Here is a 26,418-nt window from a genome sequence, read left to right on the forward strand (position 1 = left end):
GCTATCGAATCGGCCCGAGCACAATCAGCCGTGCTTGGGGTGCGGCGCCTTATCCAGCACGCCCTGGGCCCAATTCAGCGTCCATTGGGTCGCGGACAGGCCGTTGGAATTCCAGAAGTCGGTGGTGGCGTACATCGCATGGATGGGCTGCCCGGCACCTCCGGCCAGCGTGTTCAACGTGGTCGGAAGGTTGGCGGGACTGAACGCCTCTTTGGGGGCGGCACAGATCAGATCGCCCTCGGCGCAGATCTCGTTGGTCCGGCTGTCGAGGTCGCCGAAGCCGCCCGGACGGGCGCCGGTCATCGTCAGGCCGAGTCCGGACAGCACCGGCACCTCGTGCAGCGTGATCTCGGCGCCCACGCCCGGCGGAGTCGGCGGGATGTTGTTGCCCACGCTCTCCTGGCGCCGGCCGTCGGCGATCAACGTCACACCCAGCACCAGGTCTTCGTCGACGGGACCCAGGCCGTTGCCGATGTCACTGGCCACGTCGCCGCCGATCACCGCGCCCTGGGAGAACCCGACGATCACATAACTGGTCAGCGGGCAGCGGTTGTTCATGTCGGTGATCGCCTTGACCGTCGCCCGGGTGCCTTCGGCGCGGCTGTCGTTGTAGCTCATCTGGCCGTCGGCGCTCAGCGGGTTACGGAACTGGGCCGTGTAGGGCACGGTGTACGTCTGCACCCGGCCGCCGCCGAACTGCTGGCCGATCGGGCCGGTCACGTTGAGCAGCAGTGCCTTCGGGAACTGGGTCGGGTTCAACGGGTCGTCGGTCGGCCAGGACTCCCAGGTGCCCGGCACCGAGATCAGTTGCACGTCGGGGCAGGAGGCGTCCTGAGAGGCCGGCCGCGGCTTCTTGGGGTGCGAGGTCGTCGGCCCGGGGGGCAGCACGCCCGGGGGCACCGCGCTGGGCGGGACGTCCTGGTGACGCAACAGCATCACCCCGCCGATGATGACGAGGGCCACCACCAGGGCCATCGAGCCGGCCGCCGCCCAGGCAAGCCGTCGGTGGCGTTTGCGACGCGCGCTGTTCTTGGCCATCTTCTCCCGCTAACAGAGTCCGGTAGGACCCTCATCGGGTCCCGGCGAATGGGTCGGGCAAGTGCTTTACCAGGTAACGCACCTTCGCGCCCTACTCACCCGCGCAGCGTGGTGATGCGGACGTACCGCCCTCTGCTGCACTCCCTAGAGGGTACCGGGCCGAGCGTCGAGCAAATGTGGTCAGCGAATGGCGCCGGAGATGTCGCCCGACATGGCGCCCAGCACCCCGGCCCACGAGCCCCAGCCGTTGTCGCCGCCGCCCGGGAAGTCGAAGTGGCCGTTGTGCCCGCCCACGTCGCGGTACTGCTGGTAGAAGGCCTTGCTGTTGCCCATCGCCTCACCGCCGGCGCCGAGCATGGCGGCGGGGTTGCTGGCGCCCGGGTTGGTGGGGGCCCAGACCCAGACGCGGGTGTTGTTCTGGGCCAGCAGCGCGGCGTGCACGAACGGGTCGTGCCACTTCCAGCGGCCCAGCTGCGGCGCTCCCCACATGCCGTTGCCGTCCACCCCGCCGAACTGCTGCAGACCGGCCAGGATCGCGCCGTTGGTGAAGGTGTTCGACGGGTAGAGGAAGCCGGACATCGAACCGGCGAACCCGAAGCGGTCCGGGTGGAAGGCGGCCAGCGCCAGCGCGGCATAGCCGCCCTGCGACGCACCGACCACGCCGTGCCCGCCCGGCGCCAGGCCCTTGTTGGCGGCCAGCCAGTCGGGCAGCTCACTGGACAGGAAGGTGTCCCACTGCTTGCTGCCGTCCTGCTCCCAGTTGGTGTACATGCTGAACGCCCCACCCGCCGGTGCGGCCACCGAAACGCCCTTGCCGGCCAGGGTGTTCATCGCGTTGCCCGCGGTCACCCAGTTGCTGACGTCCGGATTGGCGTCGGCCGCGTCGAGCAGGTAGACCGCGTGCGGCCCGCCCGCCAGGAAGGCCACCGGGATGTCGCGGCCCATCGCGCCCGAAGGCACCATCAGCGTCTCGAAACCGGCCGCCCGGGCCGTGCCCGCCGAACCCAGCGACGCCGTCACGGCCCCGAACGCCACCGACAGCACGGCAACGCACACCAGCCGTAGCACTAACGACAGACCCCTCATGTCCACCCTCCATGGTGTGACGCTGCGCACGACAGAACCTAGCCCGCAAGGTAGCTAACCACACCCGGCTCAGCAGGATAAGGGGGAGGCGGACAAAGGGGAGCTAACGCTGAGGGCGGCGACCCGGATGGGTCGCCGCCCTCAGACGGTTGTTTATCGCAGTCGCGATTAGTTGCCGGCGCCCTGGTTCACACCGACCGCGGCCGCGGTGGCGGGACCAGCGCCGGGGGTCGCACCCAGCGTGCTCTGCAGGTCACCCTTCATGGCGTTGAGCTGCGCGCCCCAGTACGGCCAGTCGTGCGTGCCGTTGGCGTCGAAGTTGAACACCGCGTTGTGGCCACCAGCGCCGTTGTAGGCCTCCTGGAACTTCAGGTTGCTGGTCCGCACGAAGCCCTCCAGGAACTTGGCGGGCAGGTTGTTGCCACCGAGGTCCGACGGCTTACCGTCGCCGCAGTAGATCCACAGGCGGGTGTTGTTGGCGACCAGCTTGCCGACCTGCAGCGACGGGTCGTTGCGCTGCCACGCCGGGTCCTCCTTGGGGCCCCACATGTCGGACGCCTTGTAGCCACCGGCGTCACCCATGGCCAGGCCGATCAGCGACGGGCCCATGGCCTGCGACGGGTCCAGCAGCGCCGACAGCGAGCCGGCGTAGATGAACTGGTCGGGGTGGTAGGCCGCCAGGATCAGCGCCGACGAACCGGCCATCGACAGACCAACCGCGGCGCTGCCGGTCGGCTTGACCTGCTTGTTGCTGGCCAGGTAGGCGGGCAGCTCGCTGGTCAGGAAGGTCTCCCACTTGTAGGTGGTGCAGCCGGCCTTACCGCAGGCCGGGTTGTACCAGTCGCTGTAGAAGCTGGACTGGCCGCCGACCGGCATGACCACGGAAATGCCCGACTGGTTGTACCACTCGAATGCCGGGGTGTTGATGTCCCAACCGTTGTAGTCGTCCTGGGCGCGCATGCCGTCGAGCAGGTACAGCGCCGGCGAGTTGGCTCCACCGCTCTGGAACTGGATCTTGATGCTGCGTCCCATCGCCGCCGAGGGCACCTGCAGGTATTCCACCGGCAGCCCCGGACGCGAGAACGCACTCGCGGTCGCGGAGCCACCGACGAAGCCCACCAGCCCAGACAGCAGCGCCGCACCAACGGCACCCACCATCAGGCGGCGCGGCATACCCGTCACGGCGCCACGAAACCTGTCAACAAGCTTCATCCTTGCTTCCTCATCCTCATCCTTGTGGGCACACCCTTACGCATCGCTGTGCCTGGGGAGCGTCCCGAATTGGGTCAGACTGCACGCACGCGGCGCTGCAGTGCACCCGTAGTCAACCACACCTTGAGGCTCCCGCTCTCCTCCGGGACGCCCCGCACGGCGGTATCCGACGGCGATTCGCGGTGTTACCGGAGCCGCGATCGGCGCCCGGAAATCGTGTTTTCGCATGTGCCAATCGCCGGGTGCACGCTGGTAACGGCTCACATGTGATGTTGCTGTACGTCTTCGCCGAGCGCCGGGTCGACCGCGCCGACGCGCCGATTAAGGATTCTTAGAAAAATTCTGACCGGCGGCGTCGCGTGGATGCCGGTTTCGCCTCAGAGACCACCGTTCACTCGCGTGGCGGCGTCGGCGGCACCTTGGGCACCTCGAGCCCGCACTTGACCAGTTCATAGAGCGGCACCCGGTCGATGCGGTACTGCGTGAACTCATAGGCGTGCAGGAAATTGGACACGAACCGGCGCACGGTCATCGGGGCTCGCACCGAATTGAGCACGGCCTGTGTCGCGGGGCACTTCAGCGCGGCCTCGGCCTCGGCGACCCACTGCTGGTCGAGGTAGGCAGGAATGCCCGGCGGCCACTTCACCCACGGCCCGTCGGCCACCACCCAGTCCGGGAACAGGTTCTTGTCGTGGCCGATGCGGCCGTGCTTGAGCCGCTCGGTGTGCGCCGCCAGCGGGTTCGCCAATCCGATCTGGTCGATCACCCTGACGTCCAGCCCGACGTTCATGCCCAGCATCCCCAGGTTCGTGAAAAACACCGTGTGCTGCGGCTTCTGGTCCGCGGGGATGCCGGGCGCGCTGCCCGGCGGGATCATCGGCACCAGGTCCCACTGCGTGTAGTTGCCCGACGGCAGCAGCAGCGCACCGTCGGGGGTGTTGTTGAGCGCCACCAGCACCGCCGCCATCCGCGGGTAGTCGAGGTAGTCCGCGGCGGTCAGCGGATGCGCGCGGCCGGTCGCCTGCGCGTAGAAGCGCCGCTCGTCGACGATGCCCGAGTAGCTGACGTGCGTGGCGTCGTCACCCATGCCGGGTGAGTTCGCCGCCCACAGCGACCACCCGGCCACCGCCAGCCAGAGCGCGCTCACGCCGCCGGCCAGCCAGAAGCCGGCCTCCCTCGAGTAATCCTTGCCGTCGGGAATCACCACCGGGATGACGGCCACCGGCGCCAGCAAACAGAACAGCGGAGTCAACAACACGCGTCCGTGCATGAAGTCGCCGCCCTGACGGATCCAGTAGAGGGCCTGCAGCAGTCCACTGACCACCATCCACGTCACCACCGCGGCGGGACTCTGCACCGCACGGGCCACCCGCCCGTAGCCAGGTGCCAGCGTCGGGCGCATGAACGAGGGCCGGCGCCGGGCCACCAGCAACACGATGCCCAGCGGCACCAGCAGCACGACCGGTATCCAGATGGAATACGGCGCGTTGAAGTTGGCGAGGTAGATCAACCCCTGCGACCACTTGTCCCCGGCCGCGTCCTTGGCCAGGGCGGTGCCCGGGACCAGCAGCCCGTAGTACCCCATCCGGAAGATCTGATAGGCGACCGGCAGCAGCCCACCGGCCAGCACGATCAGCCCGCGGCGTGCCCAGGTGCGGGCCGCGATCATCATCATGATCAGCGCGGCGCCGCCGATCAGCGCCAACTCGGGGCGTACCAGCACGCTGCAGCCGGCGACGAACGCCAGCGCACCGAGGAACCACGGGCTTTGCGGGCGCACCCGCAGCGGCTGCGCCCAGCAAACCATCATCCACCACAACAGGCCGACGTAGGCCATCACCAGCCCGCTCTCCAGGCCGGACGTCGCGAAGTCACGCGCCGGGGGCACGGCGATGTAGACGAGCGCGCCGGCCGGCAGCACGATCGCGCGGCGGCCACGCAGACTGGGCGCGTACAGCCGCCCCGTCCCCAGCATCAACAGCACGATGCCCAGCACCGACAGCGTCAGCGCCACCGCCAGCGCCACGTACTCCAGCCGGACCGGCCCGCCCACCCAGCTGCACACATAGAGCAGGTAGGTCCAGACGGTCGAGGTGTTGGCCTCCACCCGCTCACCCGCGTTGAACACCGGTCCGTTGCCGGCCAACAGGTTTCGCACGGTGCGCAGCACGATCAGCCCGTCGTCGGCGATCCAGCGGCGCTGCCAGGCACCCCAGCCGAACAACAGCGCGACCAGCGCGACACTCACCCACAGGCTGACGCGCACCGTGGTGGTGTAGGGGAACACCGGCCACTTGACCCGGCGGACGGACGGACGCCGGGCCAGGGCCGCCGCCTGGAGGGCCTTGAATCTTTCGCTAGCCGAAAGCAACAGCAGCACCAACTGTTGCGATCCACGCCAGGGCCAGAAGCTGCAGCACGCGGTCGCGCAGCGCTATGTCCTCGGGCTCCCCGGCGAGCCCTCCGTCGACGTCCACGGCGTAGCGCAGGATCGCGATGGTGAACGGGATCATCGAGACCGCGAACCAGGAACCCGAGTAGCGGTCGCGCTCGAATGCCCACAAGCCGTAGGACATCACCACCGCGGTCGCCGACAGCGTCCAGACGAACCGCAGATAAGTGCTGGTGTAGCTCTCCAGCGACTTGCGGATCTGGGCGCCGGTGCGTTCGGACAGTTGCAGCTCGGCGTACCGCTTGCCGGCCACCATGAACAGCGACCCGAACGCCGCCGTCAGCAGGAACCACTGGGACAGCGGGATGCCGGTCGCCGCGCCGCCCGCGATGGCACGGATCAGGTACGCCGAGGACACGATGCAGATGTCAATCACCGCTTGGTGTTTGAGGCCGAAGCAGTACCCGAGTTGCATCACCAGGTAGACCGCCATGACCACGGCCAGGTTGGGCGTCAGCCACCAGGACAGTCCGAGCGAGGCGGCGCCCAGCACCACGGCCAGCGTGTAGGCCAGCCACGGCGGCACGACGCCGGCGGCGATGGGCCGGAACCGCTTGGTGGGGTGCTCCCGGTCGGCCTCGACGTCGCGCACATCGTTGATCAGGTAGATGGCCGAGGCCGCCAGGCTGAACACCACGAAGGCGATCGCGACCTTGACGCCCATGGCGCCCCAGTCGTAGGGGACGACGTGTCCGGCCGCGTCGCGTCGGCGGGTGTGGTCGCCGCTGCCCGCCGCGGCCAGCGGTGCCGCCAGCACCAGCACGTTCTTGACCCACTGCCGCGGGCGGATCGCCTTGATCACCCCGGTCACCAGGTTTTTCGGGGCCCCGCTGACTTCCATCAGATCGTCGCTCATCGAACCAACCTTCGTCGGGCCGCGCTGTCCACCCGGACGGCTGCGGCGGCAACCCCGGCACCGAGAGCAACGCCGGCGGCGACGTCGCTGGGATAGTGCACACCCAGCAGTATTCGCGACAGCGCCATGGGCGGTACCAACAGCACCGGCAGCGGCAGGCCGGTAACCCGGCCCAGCAGGATCGCCGCGGCCGTCGTCGACGTCGCGTGCGCCGACGGGAAACTGAGCTTGCTGGGGGTGCCGACATTGACCATGACGGCCGGGTGATGCGGCCGTTCGCGCCGTACCACCCGCTTGACCACCACGGCGGCGGCGTGCGCGGCGAAGGTGCCGATGCCGGCCACCACCCAGTCGCGGCGCCGGCGCGGGTCGAGGACGGCCCCGAGCAGCGCGATCGCCAGCCAGCCGATGCTGTGCTCACCGAAATGCGACATCGCGCGGGTGGTCGGGAGTACTCCGGGGCGCTGCGTCAGCGCCGACTGGACGGCCACCATCGCTGCGACTTCACCGCGCGGCGGCTCGGCCGGTTCATCCATGGCGGGCGGTGGCGTCGGCCGAGGCGTTCACGGGCAGCACCATCTCCCACTTCTGCTTGCTGGACAGCACGGGCAACGCCTCGCGGTAGACCCGGCGCATCTCGTCGAAGCGGCGCGCCAACTGGCGCTGGCGGCGCAACGACGCGAGCAGCAGCGAGAACATCTTGGCCCGGTCGCGCTGCCGGTAGACCACGCCGCAGCCGTCGGCGGTGGTGACGGTGACGCCGTCGACCGTGCAGAGCCGGAACCAGCGCGCGTCCTGGGTGGGCACGTTGAACTCGGGGCGCTCGTGGTGGGCCGGGTCGGCGGCCTTGAGGTTGTGCAGGATGCCCCGGGCGAGCCGGTAGCTGATCACCACCGGGTTCACCGGCGGCTTCATCACCTTGTTCTTGTGCAGGGGCGCGGGCAGCTCGCTGGCCGCCGGCAGCACCACCGCATCCGGGTAGGCGGTCCGCATCTGGCGGATTTCCGGCAGCGCAGATTCCAGGATCGAGAAGATGTGCTCGGGGCCGGCCAGGAAGTCGTCGATCGCCCGGTTCTGAATCTCGACCGTCGAATATTCAAGGCAGGCAAGGTGTTTGAGCGTCGCCTTGAGGTGGCTGCGGACCAGCCCGGAGACGTCACCGTCCCAGTGCATCGCGGCGACCACCAACCGGTTGCGCAGATGGAAGTAGGCCTGCCAGTCGATGGCGTCGTCCTTGTCGCTCCAGGCCATATGCCAGATCGCGGCGCCGGGCAGCGTGACGGTCGGATAGCCGTGCTCGGCGGCCCGCAGGCCGTAGTCGGCGTCGTCCCACTTGATGAACAGCGGCAGCGGCTGACCCAGCTCCTCGGCGACCTGCCGCGGGATCATGCACGTCCACCAGCCGTTGTAGTCGACGTCGATGCGCCGGTGCAGCAGCTTGCTCTTGTCCTCGCTGTCGTAGAGCGGGTACTCGGCGAAGTCGTGGTCGTACTCGGCGTGCGGCGCGGCGGTCCACATGAAGTTCGACCGGTCCACCACCTCGCCCATGATGTGCAGGTGTGACGGCTCCTGCAGATTGAGCATCTGCCCGCCGACCAGCATCGGGGTTCTGGCGAACCGGCTCATCGCCAGCACCCGCAGGATCGAGTCCGGCTCGATGCGGATGTCGTCGTCCATGAACAGGATCTGTTGGCAGTCGGTGTTTTTCAGCGCCTCATACATCACCCGGCTGTAACCGCCGGAACCACCCAGGTTGGGCTGGTCATGGATGGACAGCCGCGCACCCAGTCCCTCGGCCGCGGCCGCGAAATCCGGGTGGTCACGCACCTTGCGGGCACCCTGATCCGGCACGATCACCGCACCGATCACCTCGTCGACCAACGGGTCGGCGGTGAGTTCGCGCAGCGCGTTGACGCAGTCCGCGGGCCGGTTGAAGGTCGGGATGCCGACGGCGACGTTGGCCGTCCCCGGTGCCGGGGTGGGCGCGTACCAGCCGCCGTTGAGCAGCGTGCCCTTGGAGTCGGTGGTGATGTCGAACCAGATCCAGCCGCCGTCCTCGAACGGCTGCAGGCTGACCTCGATCTCGAGCGCGGCGGGGTTGTCATCGGAGCCGCTGAATCCGCGTCCCTCGATGAAGATCCGGGCCCCGGTGGCCTTGGTCCGGTAGAGGTCGATGCGCCCGGTGCCGGCCAGCTCGACGCGCAGCACCACCGACGTGCAGGTCGACCAGCGCCGCCAGTAGCTGGCCGGGAACGCGTTGAAGTAGGTCGCGAACGACACCTCGGACTCGCCGCCGATCTGCAGCGAGGTGCGGCTGGTGGCGTGGGCCCGGCGGGCGTTGGTGGTCGACTCCTCGAGGTACAGCTTTCGCACGTCGAGGGGCTCGCCGGGACGCGGCAGGATGATGCGCGACAGCAGGCTGACGGCGGTCATGAAGCAGCCTCCGCCACCAGGGGGGCGCCGTCGCGCAGGTGCGGCGCGAGGACGTTGTCGTACATGCTCAAAGCGCTGGCAATGGCCATATGCATATCCAGATACTGGTAGGTGCCCAAGCGTCCGCCGAACAGCACCTTGGCTGTCGCGGTCTCGGACTTCGCCCTGTTCCGGTAGGCGGCCAACAGGGCGCGGTCGGCCTCGGTATTGATCGGATAGTAGGGCTCGTCGTCGTCTTCGGCGAACCGGGAGTACTCGCGCATGATCACCGTCTTGTCGGTCGGGTAGTCGCGCTCGGTGTGGAAGTGGCGGAACTCGTGAATGCGGGTGTAGGGCACGTCGGGGTCGTTGTAATTCATCACCGGGGTGCCCTGGAAATCCCCGAACGGAAGAACTTCGAGTTCGAAGTCCAGTGTCCGCCAGCCCAGCCGCCCTTCGGCGTAGTCGAAGTAGCGGTCCAGCGGTCCGGTGTAGACCACCGGAGCGTCTGGGTTGGCCGCACGCAGCTCGTCGCGGACGTCGAACCAGTCGGTGTCCAGCCGCACCTCGATGCGGTCGTCGGCGGCCATGTTCTGCAACCAGGTGGTGTAGCCGTCGACCGGCAGGCCCTCATAGGTGTCGCTGAAGTAGCGGTTGTCGAAGGTGTAGCGCACCGGCAGGCGGGTGATGTTGGCCGCGGGCAACTCTTTGGGGTCGGTCTGCCACTGCTTGGCGGTGTAGCCCTTGACGAAGGCCTCGTACAGCGGCCGGCCGATCAGTGAGATGGCCTTCTCTTCCAGGTTCTGCGCATCGGCCGTGTCGATCTCCGACGCCTGCTCGGCGATGAGGGCGCGTGCCTCTTCAGGGGTGAAATACCTTCCGAAGAACTGCGACACCAGGCCCAGGCCCATCGGGAACTGATAGGCCTGGCCGTTGTGCATGGCGAACACCCGGTGCTGGTAGCCGGTGAAGTCGGTGAACTGCCGCACGTAGTCCCACACCTTCTTATTGGAGGTGTGGAACAGGTGCGCGCCGTACTTGTGGACTTCGATCCCGGTCTGCGGTTCCGGTTCGGAATAGGCGTTACCGCCGAGGTGCGGGCGCCGCTCGACAACAAGAACGCGCTTGTCGAGTTGGGTGGCCACGCGCTCGGCGATCGTCAGGCCGAAAAATCCGGAGCCGACGACATATAGGTCATAACGTGCGGTCATCGGTTGCCTAGGGTATCCGACCTTGCTGCCAAAACCCGACTTGGCGGGTCGGCCCGGCCCGGGTTTTCCCAGGTGCCGGCCAGAAGAGCGGCGTGCCGTCGGGTCAACGTCACACCTTCGAACCACTCACCTCACGATTCGATATCGCCACAGTAGTCACACCATTCTCACTCGTACCATCGGTCATGTGGGTCTCCGACCCCGCTCCACATAATCCAGATTGAGGAGACTTCCGTGCCGAACCGACGCCGACGCAAGCTCTCGAAGACTATGAGCGCGGTCGCCGCCCTGGCCGTCGCAAGTCCGTGTGCTTACTTTCTTGTCTACGAATCGACCGCCGACGTCAAGCCGGTGGAGCACCACGAGTTCAAGCGGGCGGCCAGTGTCGCCGACCTGCCCAACGAGCTGATCTCCGCCCTGTCCCAGGGCCTGTCGCAGTTCGGAGTCAACCTGCCGCCGGTCCCCGCGCTCGGCGGTACCGGCGGAGCGAGCACCGGCCTGGGCACCACCGGATTGGGCACCACTCCCGGGCTGGCCAGCCCGGGCCTGGGCACCACCGGGCTGGGTACGACTCCCGGCCTGGCCAGCCCGGGCCTGACGCCGACGACGCCCGGCGCCCTGCCGGGGCTGACCCCTCCGACGGCTGCCACCGGCACGGGTGTCAACCCTGCGCTGACCAGCCCCACCGGTGTGGCCCCCGGCCTGACGAGCCCGTCGGCGCTGAGCCCGGCCACCGCCACCGGTGAGGTCCCGATCAGCGCGCCAGTCGGGCTGGACCCGGGCGCTGACGGCACGTACCCGATCCTGGGAGACACCTCCGGACTCGGCGGTGGCGGCACCGGCCTGTCGCCGGTCTCGCCGGCCGGCGGAAGCAGCGGTGGCGGCGGCCTGGTCAGCGACCTGATGCAGGCGGCCAACCAGCTGGGCGCGAGCCAGGCGATCGACCTGCTGAAGGGTCTGATCATGCCGGCGATCATGCAGCAGGTGCAGGGTGGCGCAGCCGGTGCTCCGGCGGCCGCCGGTGCGGCACCGGCGCTGCCCGGCGCAGCCGGCCTGGCGCCGGTCCTGCCTACCGCGGGCGTGCCCGGGGTACCCGCCGTGCCGGCCCTACCCGCGGCGGGGGCACCCGCCGCCGCGGTGCCGGCAATACCGGCGGCAGCGGTGGCGGGGGCGCCACCGGTTTAACGAAGCCTGTCACGTGACGGCACCGCAGAGTCGGCTCTGGATCGGGTCCCGGCAACCCGCCCAGTCCCAAATCCTCTGCGGTGTCGTCGACAGCTTGGAGCACTTTCCCCCCGCTTTCCCCCCGCGAGCAGACACAAAATCGCCCTTGGAGCGCACGCTCCGGGGTGATTTCGCGTCTGCTCGTCGGAAAGGCCGTGTCGCCTCAGAAGAAACATCAGGCACACACGTAACATCGCCTGGTGTCCCGCGGTCGCGCACCCACGATGTTGCTCACCGCCGCCCTGGCGACGGTCGTCATCGTGTCATGGGTGCTGATGCGCCCGCCCGCCGCGAGCCACGTCCCGCCCCCGGCGCGCGACACTCAACTCGCCGAGCAGCCGCTGGTCGGCCTCGGTGGCGGCGTCACCGTCCGTGAACTGACCCAGGACACGCCGTTCTCGCTGGTCGCACTCACCGGCGACCTGGCCGGCACGTCGGCCCGCGTGCGCGCCAAGAAGCCCGACGGGTCGTGGGGGCCGTGGTACCAGACCGAATACCAGACGTCCGCACCCAACGGTGTGGCGGCGGAGCCGCGCAGTACCGACCCGGTGTTCGTCGGCACCACGACGGCGGTGGAAATCGCCGTCACCAGGCCGGTCGACGCCCCGGTGACGCAGGCGCCTCCGACTCCGTCGCACGCCGGTGATCTGGGCTACCGGCCGGCCACCAAGGAACAGCCGTTCGGCCAGAACATCAACGCGATCCTCATCTCGCCGCCGCAGGCGCCCGCGGAGACCCACTGGACGCCGCCGACCGGGGTCACCATGCCGGGCCAGGCGCCGCAGATCATCAGCCGGGCGGAGTGGGGTGCCGACGAGTCGCTGCGCTGCGGCAGCCCGGAATACGACCGCAGTGTGCGGGCGGCGGTGATCCACCACACCGCGGGCAGCAACGACTACTCGCCGCTGGAGTCGGCCGGCATCGTCAAGGCGATCTACACCTACCACAGCAAGACCCTGGGCTGGTGCGACATCGCGTACAACGCCCTGGTCGACAAGTACGGACAGGTATTCGAAGGCAGCGCCGGCGGGCTCACCAAGCCGGTCGAGGCGTTCCACACCGGCGGATTCAACCGGGAGACCTGGGGCGTGGCCATGCTCGGCAACTTCGACGACGTGGCGCCCACCCCGGTGCAGATCCGCACCGTCGGACGGCTGTTGGGGTGGCGTCTCGGGCTGGCCGAGGTCGACCCGAAGGGCATGGTGGAACTGGTCTCCGCCGGCAGCTCCTACACCACCTACCCGGGCGGCGCGATAGCCAAGTTGCCGACCATCTTCACCCACCGCGACGTCGGCAACACCGACTGCCCGGGCAACGCCGCCTACGCGCTGATGGACGAGATCCGGGACATCGCAGCGCATTTCAACGACCCCCCGGAAGAGTTGATCAAGGCGCTGGAGGGCGGCGCGATCTACGAGCACTGGCAGGCGATGGGCGGGATGACCAGCGTGCTGGGTGCCCCCACATCGCCGGAGGCCGACGGCGCAGACGGATCGCGATTCGTCACCTTCGCCAAGGGTGCCATGTACTGGTCGCCGGCCACCGGCGTGCAACCCATCACCGGCGCCATCTATGACGCCTGGGCGGCGCAGAGCTACGAGCACGGCCCGCTCGGGCTGCCGACCAGCGCGGAGATCCAGGAGCCGCTGCGGATCAGCCAGAACTTCGTGCACGGGACGCTGAACTTCGAACGGCTGACCGGCAACATGACCCAGGTTCTCGACGGTGTCACGACGCCACTCTCGACGCAGCCCCCCAGCGGCCCGAACGTGCCGCCGGAACACTTCTCGTTGCCGTCGCACCCGCCCAACTAGTCTGCTGGGGTGCCCGAAACGCCCTATCTGAGGATCGATCTCGATCGGGTGCGCGACAATTTCCGGACGCTGCGGTCGGCGCTGCCGGATGCGAGCATCCGCTATGCGGTCAAGGCGAACCCCGCCGAACCCATCCTGCGACTGTTGGCCGCCGAGGGATCCGCTTTCGACGTCGCCTCGGTGGGCGAGGCCGATGCCTGCCTCGCCGCGGAGATCGACGGTGATCGGCTGGCATTCGGCAATACCGTCAAGAAACCGGAAGCGGTGGCGACAGCCTATGCGCGAGGGGTGCGACTGTTCGCCTTCGACACCGAACACGACCTTGCCGTACTGGCCGAACATGCGCCCGGAGCCGGGGTGGAATGCCGGATAGCCCCGGCGTTTCCATCGTCGGTGACTCCGTTCGGCCACAAATTCGGATGCGCTCCCGCCCATGCCGCCCAACTGCTCAACCGCGCCCGGTCCTGGGGTCTGGTCGCCGAGGGCGTCAGCTTTCACGTCGGCTCGCAGCAACTCGACGTCTCCGCGTGGGAACTTGGTATCGCGAGTGCCGCTTCGGTATTCGACGCGGTCGGCGGGCTGGCGACGGTCAACGCCGGCGGCGGTTTCCCCCTTCCGTACGCCGGCGCCGCACCGGATCTCCAGGTGGTCGCCGAGCTCATCTCATCGGCGATGAGTCGGCATTTCGGTTCGCAGCCACCACGATTGGTCCTGGAACCGGGTCGGGTGATCGTCGGCTCCGCCGGCACCATTGCGTGCGAGGTGGTGGCCGTTCGGACCGGAACCGACGGTCGGCGCTGGGTGTACCTCGACGTCGGCCGCTACAGCGGTCTCGCCGAAACCGAGAACGAGTACATCCGTTACCGACTGCGGACCCGGCGCGACGGTGATGCGGTCGCAGACGCCGTGCTGGCCGGGCCGACGTGCGACGGTGACGACGTGCTGTATCAGCGCTGTGCGCTGCCGGTCACGCTGCGCGCGGGTGACGAGGTCGAGATCTGCGACACCGGCGCGTACACCGGAAGTTATGCCTCCGTCTGGTTCAACGGGTTCCCGCCGCTGCCAACGTATTTCGATCCGCGTTGCGGTCTGGGCCGCACGATAGTGGAACCGCTGGCACCGGGGCTCACCCGGAACTGGACGCTGTCCGAGGTGATCTGTGACGTGCGAACCCCTTACCAGGAGCTGGTGATCGGCCGCACCGAGCAGGGCATGGCGCTGTTCAGCGACGGCGAACGCCAGAGCACTGAGTTCAGTCAGCTGGTCTACCACGAAGCACTGCTGGTGCCCGCGTTGTTGCTCGCCGGTCACATCGAGCGGGTCCTGATCATCGGCTCCGGGGAGGGCGTGGTGAGTCAGATGGCCGTCGCCGCCGGCGCCACCCACGTCGACCACGTCGACATCGATCGCGATGCGGTGCGGTTGTGCGCCGAGCACCTGCCCTACGGGTACTCCCCCGACGAATTGCGCAGGGCAGAAGAGGGACTCGGACCGATCACCATGCATTACCGGGACGGTTGGGACTTCGTGGACCGGGCCACGACGCCCTACGACATCGTGGTGGTGGACCTGCCCGACGAGCGCTCGGAGCCCGCGCAGCACAACCGCCTGTACGACACCGGCTTCCTGCGGAAGTGCCGCGAGATCGGTCGCGTGGTGGTCGACCAGGCGGGTTGCCCCACGCTGTGGCGTAATGCGACGTTGCTTTCGTCCTGGCATCGATTCCACGAAACTTTCGACACCGTGGTCTATTTCGGCAGTGACGAGCACGAGTGGGCATTCCTGTCCGGGCTTCCGGAATGCCTCGCCGACCCGGTGGCCATCATGACCGAACGGCTGCCCACCCTCACCTACCGCCCGCGCACCATCGACGGCACCTCGCTGATCGCGAATACCGTCCCGCCAAAGACACTGCGGGACAACGTATCAGCGCACACAAGCGGCGCGCTTGCCGATACCGCGCAGCATCCCGCGTTCCATCACGAAGTGCGGGATGTCGAAGAAGGCCATCCCGGCCACGCCCCCGGTGCCACGGGCTAGCAGGCGGGTGGCGCCATTCTGCGGGCGCAGATAGAACGCCCAGGACGCGACGGCCTTCTCGCCGCGCTGCACCCGCTCGAAGTCCGCACGCGACATCAACACCAGATGCGACTCGGGTTCCACCGCCGCGACCACTTGGCACCCGTTGCTGCCGTAGCGGCGGGCCAGCCAGACCGGGTCGCCGACTTTCACGTTCTGCCACTCCGGGTGGACGGTGTCGGCGTTGTGGATCCGGGTGCCCACCAGGCGTTCCAGCCAGTCGTAGCTGTAGAAGCCGCCGCGGTCCTCGCCGATCTGTGCCAGCCACGGCCAGATCGCCGCCGGCGGCGCGGCCACGGTGATCCCGCGGGTGGTGCGCACGGCCCCCGGCTGGACGAGTTCGTCGCCGGGGAGTTCGGCAACGACTTCCTCGTCGGTGGCGCCCCAGTTGTACATCACCGGGCGGCCCAGCCAGTTGTACAAGCCCGCGACGCCGCCCGCCGCCATCAGCGCGCCGAGCAGCGGCCTGCGGTTACCCATGGATGCTGAGGCTAGTCACGCCCGCGGCAGCCGGGCAGAGGCTTAAGTCATCGGCGCCGGCTGGGCGGATGCCCGTTCCACCGGATGTGGGCGCGGGTGAAGGCGGCCGTTTCGGAGTATCCGAGCCGTTGTGCGGTCTCCTCGACGGTGAGCCCGGATTTCAAGAGTTCGCCGGCCAGTGCGGCGCGCACCTCGTCGAGCAGTGCGCGATAGCTGGTGCCTTCGCCGGCCAGCCGGCGGTGCAGGGTGCGCTCGGTGATACACAGCTCTTTCGCGACCGTCGTCATCGACGGAATCTCCGCCGAGTCCTGGATCAACCGGGTCCGGACGGTCGCCGAGAACCCGCGCCGGGTGCGTCGCCGGTTCAGCAACTCTTCGCACTGGCGGATGCAGATCGCCGCCGTCTGCGCGTCGGCTGCCGGCATGCTCCGCTCGACGAGGTCGGACGGCAGGATCAGCGCGTTGCGCGGCCCGGTGCCGACGACGACGGTCAAGTTGTCCAACGTCACCGTGTCGACCGGCATTTCCAGGTCCGCCAACTCCATCCGCACCGTCACCGGCGTGGTGTTGGCCCCCAACAGCAGCGGCAGCAGCCGCAGCATGATCGCGAAATCGCGTTCGCTGACGAACCGCCGGATGTCCCGTGGAATCTGACTGTCGTCGAAGATGATGACGGCTTCGGGGGCGGTCACTTCGGGAGCTTCCAGGCACACATAGGAGTCCGCCAGGGCGGCGTAACGGCAGGCGACGTCGATGGCGTCACCGAAGGTGGGGCTGGCCATCAGCGCGTATCCGAAAATCCCGGTGTCGGCGAGGTTGTACTGCATCCCGGTTTCCATACCCAGCCCCGGTTGGTCGCCGAGGCGGCCGATCAGGTTGCGGATCATCGTCAGCTCCTGGCTGGCGTAGATCTCGGTGGCCGGGTCCTGCAGTTGCTCCGCCGTCATTCCGGTTCCTGCCAGGCACACCGTCGGGTCGAGGCCACGCCGCCGGGCGGTTTCCAGAATGTGCCGGCCGGTTGCCGAGGACAGCGCGACGTCCCACATGGGGGCGACGGCGCCAGGCATGCGTCCGAAAATATCAAATGTCTGTCTGGATCGGCCATTATCAGGCTGCGACCCGGGCTTTAGCGTCGTTGCATGGCGACCGACTTGCTCCGGCCCGCACCACTGGCGCTCGTCTCGGCGGCCCGCAGTTCGGTGGCCGACCTGTGGCGTCCAGTCGCCACCGGGGGGTACCGGGATCTGCGCCGGCCCCGCCCCAACTCCGCCCCCGCCTCGATACCGCGCACGACGTTCGACCCCACACTCGTCCGCAACATCGCCGATCCCTTTCCCGACTATCGGCGAATTCGGGAGCACCCCGTGGTGATCAACGAACGTCTCGGCGTCTGGATGTTGGGGCGCTACGACGATGTGCATTCCGCGGTCCGCGACAACGCCACCTTCACCTCGCGAGACGGCATCGCGCTGCGATCGTTCGTGGCGAACATGGTGGTCTTCACCGACCCGCCGGATCACACTCGGCTGCGCCACATCGTGGCACCCGTGTTCACCAAGCGTGCAGTCCAGGCGTGGACGACGGACATCCGCGCGCTGGCCGACGAGGCAATCGCGGGGCTCAGGCGAGGTGACGTCGTGGATCTCGTTCCGGCGCTGACCATCCCGATGCCCATCAACGTCATCGCCAACATCCTGGGTATACCGCGGGATCAGTGGCCGGGGTTTCGCGCGGTGTCAGAGAAGTTCGCGCAGGTATTCGCCCCGCGGTCGCTGCCACAGATCGTGCGCATGATGGGCTCGGCGATGCAGGCCTACCTGCGACTGCGCAGTTTCTCCGACACCGAAATCCGGACGCGTGCAACAGAACCCGCTGATGACCTGCTAACTCGCCTGCAGGTGGCCGTTGCTGCGGGCGAACTCACCGATAATGAGGCGTTTCTCTATGTGCTCGTCCTGCTGGTGGCAGGCAACGAGACGACCACCAACCTGCTGGGCATGCTGCTGATCCGGCTCGCCGAGGACCCGGAGTTGTTCGCCGAACTGAAGGCCGACCGCCGCCGTCTGTACGCAGCGGTCGAAGAGACGGCGCGGTGGGGTTCGCCGGTGCAGTGGGTGACCCGGACGGCTACCGCTGACTACCCAGTCGGCGGCACGGTAATCCCCAAGGGCGCAAGGGCTTTGCTGTTCTACGGGGCGGCCAACCGGGATCCCGCCAAGTTCGGCGACCCGGACCGCTTCGACATCCACCGCAACACCACCGGACATCTCGCGTTCGGGCACGGACTGCACTTCTGCCTGGGAGCTCATCTGGCGCGGCTCGAAACGGCCACGGCCATCGATTGCCTCCTGGACGAGGTGGACGGATTGGAACTGGCCGGGCCCGTCAGGTGGAGCATCACGCCGTCGCTGCGAGGACCCGTTTCGGTGCCGGTGCGGCTGACCCGCCGCTGAGTTCGGCGAATCTCCCGCGCTCGGGCTTCGCCTGGGATTACGCTCGGATCGGCGGGGAAGTCATTCGAGGGGATTCGGCCATGTCTTACTTGGTCACTACGCCGGACTGGGTCACGGCTGCCGCCGAAGATCTGGCGGGTATCGGCTCGTCACTGCAGACGGCGACGACGACCGCAACGATGCCCACCACCGGGATCGCGGCCGCCGCCGCAGACGAGGTTTCGGCGGCCATCGCGCAAGCGTTCGGCGGTTTCGGTCAGGAGTTTCAAGCCGTCAGCGCGCAGGTGTCCTCGTATCACGCCGACTTCCTGCGCCTGCTGAACGGTAGCGCGTCGGCGTACGTGAGCGCCGAAATAGCAAACGCTGCAGCCGTTCTCGGGAACGCGCCCAGCGCGGCCCCGGCCGTTCCGGGTGGCGCCTACGGGCAGCTCATCGCCAATACCACCGCCAACCTGCAAGCCCTCGGCAGCGCTTGGGCGGCGAACCCGTTCCCGTTCTTCCGCCAATTCCTGGCCAACCAAGTGGGCTATGCGCAGCAGATCGCGACTGCTGTCGCGAACATCCCCGCCAACCTGCCGAACCTGCCGGCGGCGATCGAAGCGGCTATCCAGCAGTTCGCGACCTTCCCCGCGGCGCAGTACATCCAGCAGTTCATCGCCACCCAGATCGGCTTCGCGCAGACATTCGTGACCTCTGCGGTGAACGGGATGGGCACGCTGGTGGCCGGTCTGCCGCGATTCGGCGCCGAAATGCAGGTCGCCTTCGGTGCGCTATTGGCCGGCGATTACACCGGTGCGGTATCCGACGTAGGGCTGGCGTTTGAACACCTCTTGGTGACCGGATTCGACCCCGGCCCGGTGACCGTCACCGCGAACCTACCCATCGGGTTCACCGCGACCCTGAGTCCGAAGGTGCTGGGCCCGCTCGGCGACTTTTTCACCATCATGAACCTGCCCAGCCAAGAGGCGCAGTTCCTGACCAACCTGACCAGCCCACCGTTGCTGCGTCACATAGGGCAGAATTTCACCAACGTACTCAATACCCTGACATTGCCGAGCATTACGGCAATTCTCAACCAACCGCTGACCGCAACCGGAACGCTGAGCGCGTACTTCGGGTTGCCGCTGGTGTTCACCTATGCGGCGGCCGGTGCGCCGTTCTCAGCCCTGAACGCAATGGCGAGCAGCTTTCAGACCTTCGAAGGCGCTTTAGCGACAGGCGATTTCGTGGGGGCGGCCAGCACCCTCATCGATGCCCCCGCCAACATACTGAATGGATTCTTCAACGCGCACAGTACCGTTGACAGCGTGATCCAGGTCCCGACGAACCTTCCATTCGGGCTGCCCCCCCAGAGCGTGACAATCACACTGCATCTGCCGGTCGACGGAATTCTCGTCGCACCACACCCGGTTACAGCCACGGTCGACCCCCATCTACCGGGCATCGTCAACCCGTTCGATGTCACCGTCTTCGGCACGCCATTCATGGGACTCGCGCCCTTGCTGGTGAACTACACGCCCCAGCAGCTGGCCCTGGCGATCAAACCCGCGGCATGACATCCCCTCGAATCTGATATCGCCCGCGGTATCACATTTCCGAGCCATGTGCGCCCGGCTTCCAGGTACCAAAGTGGCTCCTGTGACAGGCCACCCGCTCAGAGAATCGCTACCGACACCACGATCCCGAGCGCGAACTGCGCCGCCGCCACCATCAATGCGTCGTAGCTGAATTCGTCGGAGTGGAACAGCGTATCCATGTCGATGCCGATCACCACGGTCGCGATCCGCATCATCACCACCTGGGCGGCGATGCCGACCAGCCCGAAGACCGCCGACGCCAACAGCCCCTCCCGCAAGTTGCCCGACGACGAGTAGATCGCAATCACCACAATGAAAGCCATGCTGACCATCCCGGCCGCGGCCACCAGGATGGCGTTCGGCTTGCCCGCGTTGACCATCTTGCGCAGCGGGCCCGGCGTGGTCAGATCGATGGCGTAGAAGCCGATGATCATCAGCACCAGGCCCAGGATCGAGTAGAGCACGATGGCGCCGGCGCCCCGCCCCAACCAACTCCAGTAATCCGAATGCGGCAGCGCAACAATCGTCGTCGTCATCGCAGATCAGCTCCGTTCATCTCAAAAGGAAGGTTCATCTCAGGGGAATTCGGTGTGGAACGAACGCCGCGCCATCATCGGTGATGAGTCCGGCCGTCTCGCGGATGCCAAGCCCCGCAGCGGTGTCGCCGACCACCCAGGCCCCCAGAGCCGGCCGCATGTCGTCGAACTCGGGCAACGGGTCCAACAACTGATAGACGAATCCCTCTTCGCCGTAGAAGCCGCCGGTCGCGGTCTCCATGCCGGCGCCGACGACGGTGACGTTCGCACCTTCACGTCCGAGCTTCGGCTTGCGCACGTACTCGGTGAGTTCGTGCGGGTCGTCCAGATAGGCGGGCAACAGGTTCGGGTGCCCCGGATACATCTCCCACAGCACGGCCAGGATCGCCTTGTTGGACAGCAACGTCTTCCACAACGGTTCGATCCACATGGTCTGCGGCAGCGTCTGCACCACGTACTTGCCGAACTGATCGTCGAGCACCCACTCCCACGGGTGCAGCTTGAAGATCGCCCGGATCGGGTCTTCCTCGAGATCGACGAAACGCTCCAGCGCGGAGTCCCAGCCGACGTCCTCGATCAACAACCCGACCGTCTGAAAACCGGCCTCGGCCGCGGTCTCCTGCAGATAGGTGGTCGTGATCTGGTCCTCGCCGGTGGCCTCCACGCCCGACCAGGCGAAGTGTAACTCGTTGCTGGGCAACAGATCCCGCACCATCTTCCAGCGATCGACCAGCTGTTCGTGCAACGAGTTCCACTGATCGTCGTCGGGGAACTTGTCCTTCAGCCAATACCATTGCAGGATCGCGGCTTCCAACAGCGTGGTCGGCGTATCGGCGTTGTATTCCAGCAGCACCGCGGGGCGCCGGCCGTCATAGCGTAAGTCGAAGCGGCCGTACACATGTGGATCCGAGCGGCGCCATGATTCGGCGACGTGCGGCCAACTCCATTCCGGCAGACCGAAATCCGCGTACCGCTCCATCAAGACCACTTGTTCGACGGCATTCAGGCACATCGAGTGCAGCAGCTCGACGTCGGCCTCCAGCGCCAGGATCTCGTCCATCTCGAACTCGTAATAGACCGACTCGTCCCAGTACGGCCGGTCGGCGCCGCGGGCGTCGCGCGCCGGAGTCCCGTAGACCAGCCCCTGTGATTCGACGATCGACTGCCAATTCGGCCGCGGCTGGGACCTGGCGCGTTTCACGAGCCGCCGCTCCCGCCCTTGCCGCCACTGCCCCCGATGCCGCCGCGCTGGATGGTGGTGCCCGACTTCGTGGTGACGTTCGCGCCCTTCGGGATGCTGGTCGATCCACCGATCGGGCGCTGACCGACCGAACCCGAGCTGCCGTAGTAGTAGCGGTAGGAATGCCCGCCCCAGAAGAAGAAGCCGTTCATGCCCGGCGTATGGCCGGTGCAGTAGCTGTCCGGGACGATCACCGGCTGGCCATTGGGGTCATCCTGGACGCACTGCGCCGTCACGTTGTCGGGCCTCAACAGCCAGTACCCGACGCCGGCCACCAGACCCACCACCCCGACGGCGGCCGCGGAACCCATCAGGATGCGCTTCTGCTTCTGTCGCTTGGCTTCCGCGGCCTCACGCGCCTCTTCGAGCTCGCGCTGCTTTTCTTCGTGCTTCTTCCGGGCGCGCAACTCGGCCGGCGTCGGGGGCCTCGGCTTGGTCGTCGCCGCGTCCTGGAACTGGATGCTGCCCAGCGGTTTCAGCAGCGGCGTGCCGTCCGGCACCTTGTCAGGCGGCTCCTTGAACGGACGGTTCGCACCCAACGAACTCCGGCGCGGACGATCCGGAGCCGGTTCGCTCGGCTCGGGCTTGGTCTCTTCGGGCTTGGTCTCCTCGGCCCCGCCGTCCTCGGGCGGGTCTGATTCGGAATCCATTAGCGTCCCCTCCGGCCGCCCGCATTCCTGAACACGCGGGCAGTCTCCCACATCTTCCCGGCCGCCGTGACTAAGACCACCAGCGCTCCAGCACGCGCGCCACACCGTCCTCGCTGTTGGGCGTCGTCACCTCATCGGCAGCGGCCAGCGCTTCGGGGTGCGCGTTCCCCATGGCCACGCCGAGCCCGGCCTGCAGCAGCATCGGCACGTCGTTCGGCATGTCACCGAACGCGATCACCTCCGCCTCGGTGATGCCCAGCGGTTCGGCGACCTCGCGCAGGCCGGTGGCCTTGCTGATGCCCCTCGGCAGGATCTCCAGCAGGCCGTTGTTGGTGGAGTAGGTCAGATCGCCTTCCTCGCCGAGGTGCCCGGCCAGCGCCGCAGCCATATCCGCGCTGACGGCTCCGGCCTTACGGATCAGCAACTTGATCGCCGGCGCACTCAGCAGGTCGTCGAACGACACCTCGGTGTTGTCCGGGTTCAGCCAGGCGTGCTCGTAGCCGGGCGAGCTGATGAATTGCGGGGTGGCGGTGTCGTGGGCGCGCTCGCCGATCCGCTCGACCGCAAGCCCTACCCCCGGGATGACCCGCCGCGCGATGTCAGCCAGGGCCGCCAGGGTGTCTACGGACAGCGTCTGCGCCGACAACACCTTGTCGTGTTCGGGGTCGTAGATGACCGCGCCGTTCGCGCAGACCGCCATCGGCGCGAACCCGAGGGCCTCCACCACCGGCCTGATCCAGCGCGGCGGACGGCCGGTGGCCAGCACGAAGTGGGTGCCCCCGGCCACCGCGGCCTGAACCGCGGCACGCGTGCGCGCGCTGAGCGCTTCTTCCTCATTGAGCAGGGTGCCGTCGACGTCGCACCCGATGAGCGCGGGTTTGTTCGGCGATGAGGGCGAGGTCGGCTCAGGCATCGGATCCCTGGGCCGGGGCGTGGTTACGGGCGGCCGGCGTTGTCAGTGGGTCCCGCCTTCTGTCGCTTCTTCGCCGCATCGTCGTACTGCGCCCGCTTGCGGGCTCGTTCGGCGAGCTCGGCGATGCGGAATTCTTTGGACTCGTCCGGGGTCGGCGCGCTCCCGCCCAACCGGCGTGGCACCCAGGGCTCCCCCGGCGGGTGCGGATAATTCTCCTGCGCCCAATAGAGCATCGCCTGCATCGCCTGGCGGAGAGTGGCATTGAGCGCTTCGTGGTCGCCTCCCGGAGCCAACGGCGGCCCGATTGCCGCGGTGATGGGAATCTTGCTGCGCACCAGCTTTTTCGGATGGTCCTTGGGCCAGATCCGGTGTGCGCCCCAGACGATCATCGGAATGATCGGCACCTGCGCCTCCACCGCCATCCGCGCGGCGCCGGTCTTGAACTCCCGGAGTTCGAAGCTTCGGCTGATCGTCGCCTCAGGATGCACCCCGATCAGTTCGCCCTCCCGCAGCCGCTGCACGGCGACCGCGTAGGCATCGGCACCCATACTGCGGTCCACCGGGATCAGCTGGATGTGCTTGATCACATAGTTGACCGCCTTCACCTCCTGCATTTCGGCCTTGATCATGAACCGCAACCGGCGCTTGCGTTCCTTGGCCGCAAGCGACGCGGGGATCCAGTCCACATAACTGGTGTGGTTGAGCGCGATGATGCCGCCGCCCTGCGACGGGATGTTCTCCAGACCGTGGTACGTAATCTTGTTTCCGTTCAACGCCATAGCGGTCGGAACGAGATACTCCAGCATCCGGAAGACTGGCTCGGCCATCTTTGGGTCTCCTTTTTCCCTACCGTGACTGACGCGGTGTCCGGCGTGCGGCCCTCGCCGCCGTCTCCTCAGCGTCCATTCGCGCGGCCTCGTCCAATGTTGGCGCCCCGCCGCCAAGCCGGCGCGGCAGCCAAAGCTCGCCGGCCGGACGAGGATAATCCTGCTGCACCTCTTCCAGCAGGACGGTCATCGACTCGCGCAACACATCGTTGGTGCGCGCGACGTCCGGGGCGGCCTGCAGCGGTGGGCCGACGGCTACGGTGACCGGCACCTTCTTGCGCCCCAATTGTCTTGGCAGTCCCTTGGTCCAGATGCGTTGCGCGCCCCAGACGATCAGCGGGACGATCGGCACGCCGGCCTCGATGGCCATCCGGGCGGCACCCGTCTTGAAGTCCTTGAGTTCGAAGCTGCGGCTGATCGTGGCTTCCGGATAGACCGCGACCAGCTCGCCCTCCTGCAACGCGTGCACCGCTGAGACGTAGGCATCGGCGCCGGAGCTCCGATCCACCGGAATCGCACCGTTCTGCTTGATGAGGAAGTTGACGACCTTCACCCGCTGCATCTCGGCCTTGATCATGAACCGCAGCCGACGGTGCCGCCGGCGCATGGCCAGGCCGGCCGGCAGAAAGTCGACGTAACTGGTGTGGTTGATGGCGACCACGGCGCCGCCCTGCGCAGGAATGTTCTGCTCGCCCATGAACGTGATCCGCGTCCCGGTGGCCCGGACCAGGAACTGGGCCAGGACCTCGCAGGCGCGGTAAATGGGCTCCGCCATCGATCACTGCTCCGCGGCCCCGGTGGGGTGGGCCCGCTCCGCGCGACGCGCCGCCTTTGCCGCCGCCTCCTCCGCGTCCATACGGGCCGCCTCGGCCAGCGACGGCGCGCCGCCGCCCAGCCGCCGCGGCACCCAGAATTCCCCGGCCGGGTGCGGCCCGTACTGCTCCTGAGCGCGAATCAGCAGGTGCTGCATCCGGGAGTGCAACAGGGTGGTCAGTTCATTGGTGGACAGCGTCGGTTCGATCGGCTCACCGACGATCACCTGAATCGGCACCTTGGGCCGGAAGATCTTCTTGGGGTGGCCCTTGGTCCAGATCCGCTGAGCGCCCCAGACGATGTGCGGAACGATCGGCACGCCGGCTTCGATCGCCATCCGCGCGGCGCCGGTCTTGAATTCCTTGATCTCGAAGCTGCGGCTGATCGTCGCCTCTGGGTACACGCCCACCAGCTCGCCGGCCTTGAGGTTATCCACGGCCGCCGCGTACGACGCGGCGCCGCTGTCCCGGTCCACCGGGATATGCCGGAAGGACCGCATCAGCGGGCCCGAGATCTTGTGGTCGAACACCTCCTGCTTGGCCATGAATCGCACTTTGCGGCCCAGGCCCTGCTTGTAGGCCGGCAAACCCGCCAGAGTGAAGTCGAGATAACCCGTGTGGTTGATTGCGACGACGGCGCCACCACTTGTCGGCAAGTTCTCCACGCCGGTCACGGTGATCTTGAGACCCTGCAGGCGGAAGATCATTCGGGCGAGGGTGATGGCTGTGCCGTATGCAGGTTCCACAGCAATTCAGCCTAGTGCTCCGGCGAATGCACAGACAGAGAGGTGAGCGTTGTCCTTTCCGTTGTCGCCGCCACCGGTCCCCGGGTTGGTGCGCCGACTCGCGGCCGGTCGGCGGGTGCGCGCGGTGTGGCGCAACGAGCTCGGCGACCTCACCTTCCGGGTGGCCGACGGCGCCGAGTTCATCAAAGTGGGTGGTGTCCACTCGGCCGATTTCACCAGCGAGGTGCGGCGGTTGCGCTGGGCCGCGCCCTACCTCCCGGTGCCGGCCGTGATCGATTTCGGGGTCGACGAGGGTGCCGCCTGGCTGCGCACCGCCGGGCTGCCCGGGGTGTCCGCCGTGCACCCCCGCTGGCAGGCCGACCCCGCCACCGCGGTCGCCGCGATCGCTGTGGGGTTGCGCACAATGCACGACCGCCTGCCGGTTACCTCGTGCCCGTTCGACTGGTCGGTGGCCGCCCGGCTGCCGGTGCTGCATCCCGCTCACCGGGCCAACCTCGGGGATCCGCCGCCGATCGACCGGCTGGTGGTCTGCCACGGTGACGCCTGCGCCCCCAACACCCTGATCGACGACGTCGGCCGCTATTGCGGGCATGTGGACCTGGGCGAACTCGGGGTCGCCGACCGGTGGGCCGACCTGGCCGTGGCAACGCTGTCGCTGGGCTGGAACTACCCCGGCCAGAACTGGGAGGCGGAGTTCTTCGCCGCCTACGGCGTCGACCCGGACCCCCTGCGCATCGACTACTACCGGCGCTTGTGGGAGGACCCGGACCTCTGACGCAAGCTAAACTCGAGGCGTCTCC

The 26,418-nt window shown here is 67.6% G+C and carries 23 protein-coding genes; 6 read left to right on the top strand and 17 right to left on the bottom strand.

The genetic code is table 11. The features are described 5' to 3' along the window. Positions 1 to 24: 24 nt before the first annotated feature. The 8 genes from AO501_RS19600 to glf form a co-directional block, all read right to left on the bottom strand. Complete coding sequence (locus tag AO501_RS19600; RefSeq protein WP_055579284.1) at positions 25 to 1,038, bottom strand: cutinase family protein; 1,014 nt, start codon at positions 1,036 to 1,038, stop codon at positions 25 to 27. 180 nt (positions 1,039 to 1,218) lie between these two features. Continuing rightward, positions 1,219 to 2,124: an alpha/beta hydrolase-fold protein gene (locus AO501_RS19605; protein WP_055579285.1), complete on the bottom strand. Its 906-nt coding sequence runs from the start codon at positions 2,122 to 2,124 to the stop codon at positions 1,219 to 1,221. Between the two features lie 168 nt (positions 2,125 to 2,292). Beyond that, positions 2,293 to 3,336 carry a diacylglycerol acyltransferase/mycolyltransferase Ag85A gene (gene ag85A, locus AO501_RS19610; RefSeq protein ID WP_055579286.1) on the bottom strand — a complete coding sequence of 348 codons (1,044 nt, stop codon included), beginning with the start codon at positions 3,334 to 3,336 and terminating at the stop codon, positions 2,293 to 2,295. Positions 3,337 to 3,727: 391 nt separating this feature from the next. Beyond that, positions 3,728 to 5,707, bottom strand: coding sequence for a terminal beta-(1->2)-arabinofuranosyltransferase (gene aftB / locus AO501_RS19615; RefSeq protein WP_371934987.1), 1,980 nt, complete (start codon positions 5,705 to 5,707; stop codon positions 3,728 to 3,730). Further along, complete coding sequence (locus AO501_RS19620; protein ID WP_371935028.1) at positions 5,694 to 6,629, bottom strand: decaprenyl-phosphate phosphoribosyltransferase; 936 nt, start codon at positions 6,627 to 6,629, stop codon at positions 5,694 to 5,696. The genes aftB and AO501_RS19620 overlap by 14 nt, the downstream gene beginning before the upstream one ends. An 11-nt stretch (positions 6,630 to 6,640) precedes the next feature. Then, complete coding sequence (locus tag AO501_RS19625) at positions 6,641 to 7,180, bottom strand: phosphatase PAP2 family protein (RefSeq protein ID WP_055579289.1); 540 nt, start codon at positions 7,178 to 7,180, stop codon at positions 6,641 to 6,643. Next, positions 7,173 to 9,077: a glycosyltransferase gene (locus AO501_RS19630; RefSeq protein WP_055579290.1), complete on the bottom strand. Its 1,905-nt coding sequence runs from the start codon at positions 9,075 to 9,077 to the stop codon at positions 7,173 to 7,175. The genes AO501_RS19625 and AO501_RS19630 overlap by 8 nt, the downstream gene beginning before the upstream one ends. Beyond that, positions 9,074 to 10,267 carry a UDP-galactopyranose mutase gene (gene glf, locus AO501_RS19635; protein ID WP_055579291.1) on the bottom strand — a complete coding sequence of 398 codons (1,194 nt, stop codon included), beginning with the start codon at positions 10,265 to 10,267 and terminating at the stop codon, positions 9,074 to 9,076. The genes AO501_RS19630 and glf overlap by 4 nt, the downstream gene beginning before the upstream one ends. Positions 10,268 to 10,501: 234 nt before the next feature. Between glf and AO501_RS19640 the strand changes: the two genes are divergently transcribed. The 3 genes from AO501_RS19640 (at position 10,502) to AO501_RS40290 (ending at position 15,345) form a co-directional block, all read left to right on the top strand. Continuing rightward, positions 10,502 to 11,452 (top strand): hypothetical protein, encoded by a 951-nt coding sequence (locus tag AO501_RS19640; RefSeq protein ID WP_197419903.1) that lies wholly within the window; start codon positions 10,502 to 10,504, stop codon positions 11,450 to 11,452. 236 nt (positions 11,453 to 11,688) lie between these two features. After that, positions 11,689 to 13,305 carry an LGFP repeat-containing protein gene (locus tag AO501_RS19645; protein WP_197419905.1) on the top strand — a complete coding sequence of 539 codons (1,617 nt, stop codon included), beginning with the start codon at positions 11,689 to 11,691 and terminating at the stop codon, positions 13,303 to 13,305. A gap of 9 nt (positions 13,306 to 13,314) precedes the next feature. Next, a complete protein-coding gene (locus AO501_RS40290) occupies positions 13,315 to 15,345 on the top strand; it encodes an alanine racemase (RefSeq protein WP_063892895.1) in 2,031 nt (676 codons plus the stop codon). Here the strand turns inward: AO501_RS40290 and AO501_RS36135 are convergent. Both AO501_RS36135 and AO501_RS19655 read right to left on the bottom strand, forming a co-directional pair. Further along, a complete protein-coding gene (locus tag AO501_RS36135; RefSeq protein WP_082658732.1) occupies positions 15,232 to 15,864 on the bottom strand; it encodes a hypothetical protein in 633 nt (210 codons plus the stop codon). The two genes, AO501_RS40290 and AO501_RS36135, sit on opposite strands and share 114 nt — an antisense overlap. A 47-nt stretch (positions 15,865 to 15,911) precedes the next feature. Beyond that, positions 15,912 to 16,931, bottom strand: a complete 1,020-nt coding sequence (locus tag AO501_RS19655; protein WP_055579294.1) for an AraC family transcriptional regulator — start codon at positions 16,929 to 16,931, stop codon at positions 15,912 to 15,914. 72 nt (positions 16,932 to 17,003) lie between these two features. On the opposite strand from AO501_RS19655, the gene AO501_RS19660 reads away from it, so the two are divergent. Further along, positions 17,004 to 18,317 (top strand): cytochrome P450, encoded by a 1,314-nt coding sequence (locus AO501_RS19660; RefSeq protein ID WP_055579295.1) that lies wholly within the window; start codon positions 17,004 to 17,006, stop codon positions 18,315 to 18,317. Positions 18,318 to 18,397: 80 nt separating this feature from the next. Beyond that, on the top strand, positions 18,398 to 19,873 hold the full coding sequence (locus AO501_RS19665; protein WP_055579316.1) for a PE family protein: 1,476 nt from the start codon (positions 18,398 to 18,400) through the stop codon (positions 19,871 to 19,873). 98 nt (positions 19,874 to 19,971) lie between these two features. Here the strand turns inward: AO501_RS19665 and AO501_RS19670 are convergent, their stop codons facing one another. From AO501_RS19670 to AO501_RS19700, 7 genes are all read right to left on the bottom strand, one after another. Next, positions 19,972 to 20,430 carry a DUF350 domain-containing protein gene (locus AO501_RS19670; protein ID WP_055579296.1) on the bottom strand — a complete coding sequence of 153 codons (459 nt, stop codon included), beginning with the start codon at positions 20,428 to 20,430 and terminating at the stop codon, positions 19,972 to 19,974. 34 nt (positions 20,431 to 20,464) lie between these two features. Further along, positions 20,465 to 21,631, bottom strand: a complete 1,167-nt coding sequence (locus AO501_RS19675; protein ID WP_055579297.1) for a glutathionylspermidine synthase family protein — start codon at positions 21,629 to 21,631, stop codon at positions 20,465 to 20,467. Continuing rightward, a complete protein-coding gene (locus tag AO501_RS19680; RefSeq protein WP_055579298.1) occupies positions 21,628 to 22,320 on the bottom strand; it encodes a hypothetical protein in 693 nt (230 codons plus the stop codon). The genes AO501_RS19675 and AO501_RS19680 overlap by 4 nt, the downstream gene beginning before the upstream one ends. Before the next feature lie 70 nt (positions 22,321 to 22,390). Further along, a complete protein-coding gene (locus tag AO501_RS19685; RefSeq protein ID WP_055579299.1) occupies positions 22,391 to 23,233 on the bottom strand; it encodes a Cof-type HAD-IIB family hydrolase in 843 nt (280 codons plus the stop codon). A gap of 23 nt (positions 23,234 to 23,256) precedes the next feature. Further along, positions 23,257 to 24,060, bottom strand: coding sequence for a lysophospholipid acyltransferase family protein (locus AO501_RS19690; RefSeq protein WP_055579300.1), 804 nt, complete (start codon positions 24,058 to 24,060; stop codon positions 23,257 to 23,259). A gap of 19 nt (positions 24,061 to 24,079) precedes the next feature. Further along, a complete protein-coding gene (locus AO501_RS19695; RefSeq protein ID WP_055579301.1) occupies positions 24,080 to 24,835 on the bottom strand; it encodes a lysophospholipid acyltransferase family protein in 756 nt (251 codons plus the stop codon). A 3-nt stretch (positions 24,836 to 24,838) separates the two neighbouring features. After that, complete coding sequence (locus tag AO501_RS19700; protein WP_055579302.1) at positions 24,839 to 25,618, bottom strand: lysophospholipid acyltransferase family protein; 780 nt, start codon at positions 25,616 to 25,618, stop codon at positions 24,839 to 24,841. A 49-nt stretch (positions 25,619 to 25,667) separates the two neighbouring features. Between AO501_RS19700 and AO501_RS19705 the strand changes: the two genes are divergently transcribed. Then, a complete protein-coding gene (locus AO501_RS19705) occupies positions 25,668 to 26,393 on the top strand; it encodes a phosphotransferase (RefSeq protein ID WP_055579303.1) in 726 nt (241 codons plus the stop codon). Positions 26,394 to 26,418: the final 25 nt, after the last annotated feature.

This window comes from Mycobacterium gordonae (genome assembly GCF_001417955.2).
GTDB classification, from domain to species: Bacteria; Actinomycetota; Actinomycetes; order Mycobacteriales; family Mycobacteriaceae; genus Mycobacterium; species Mycobacterium gordonae_B.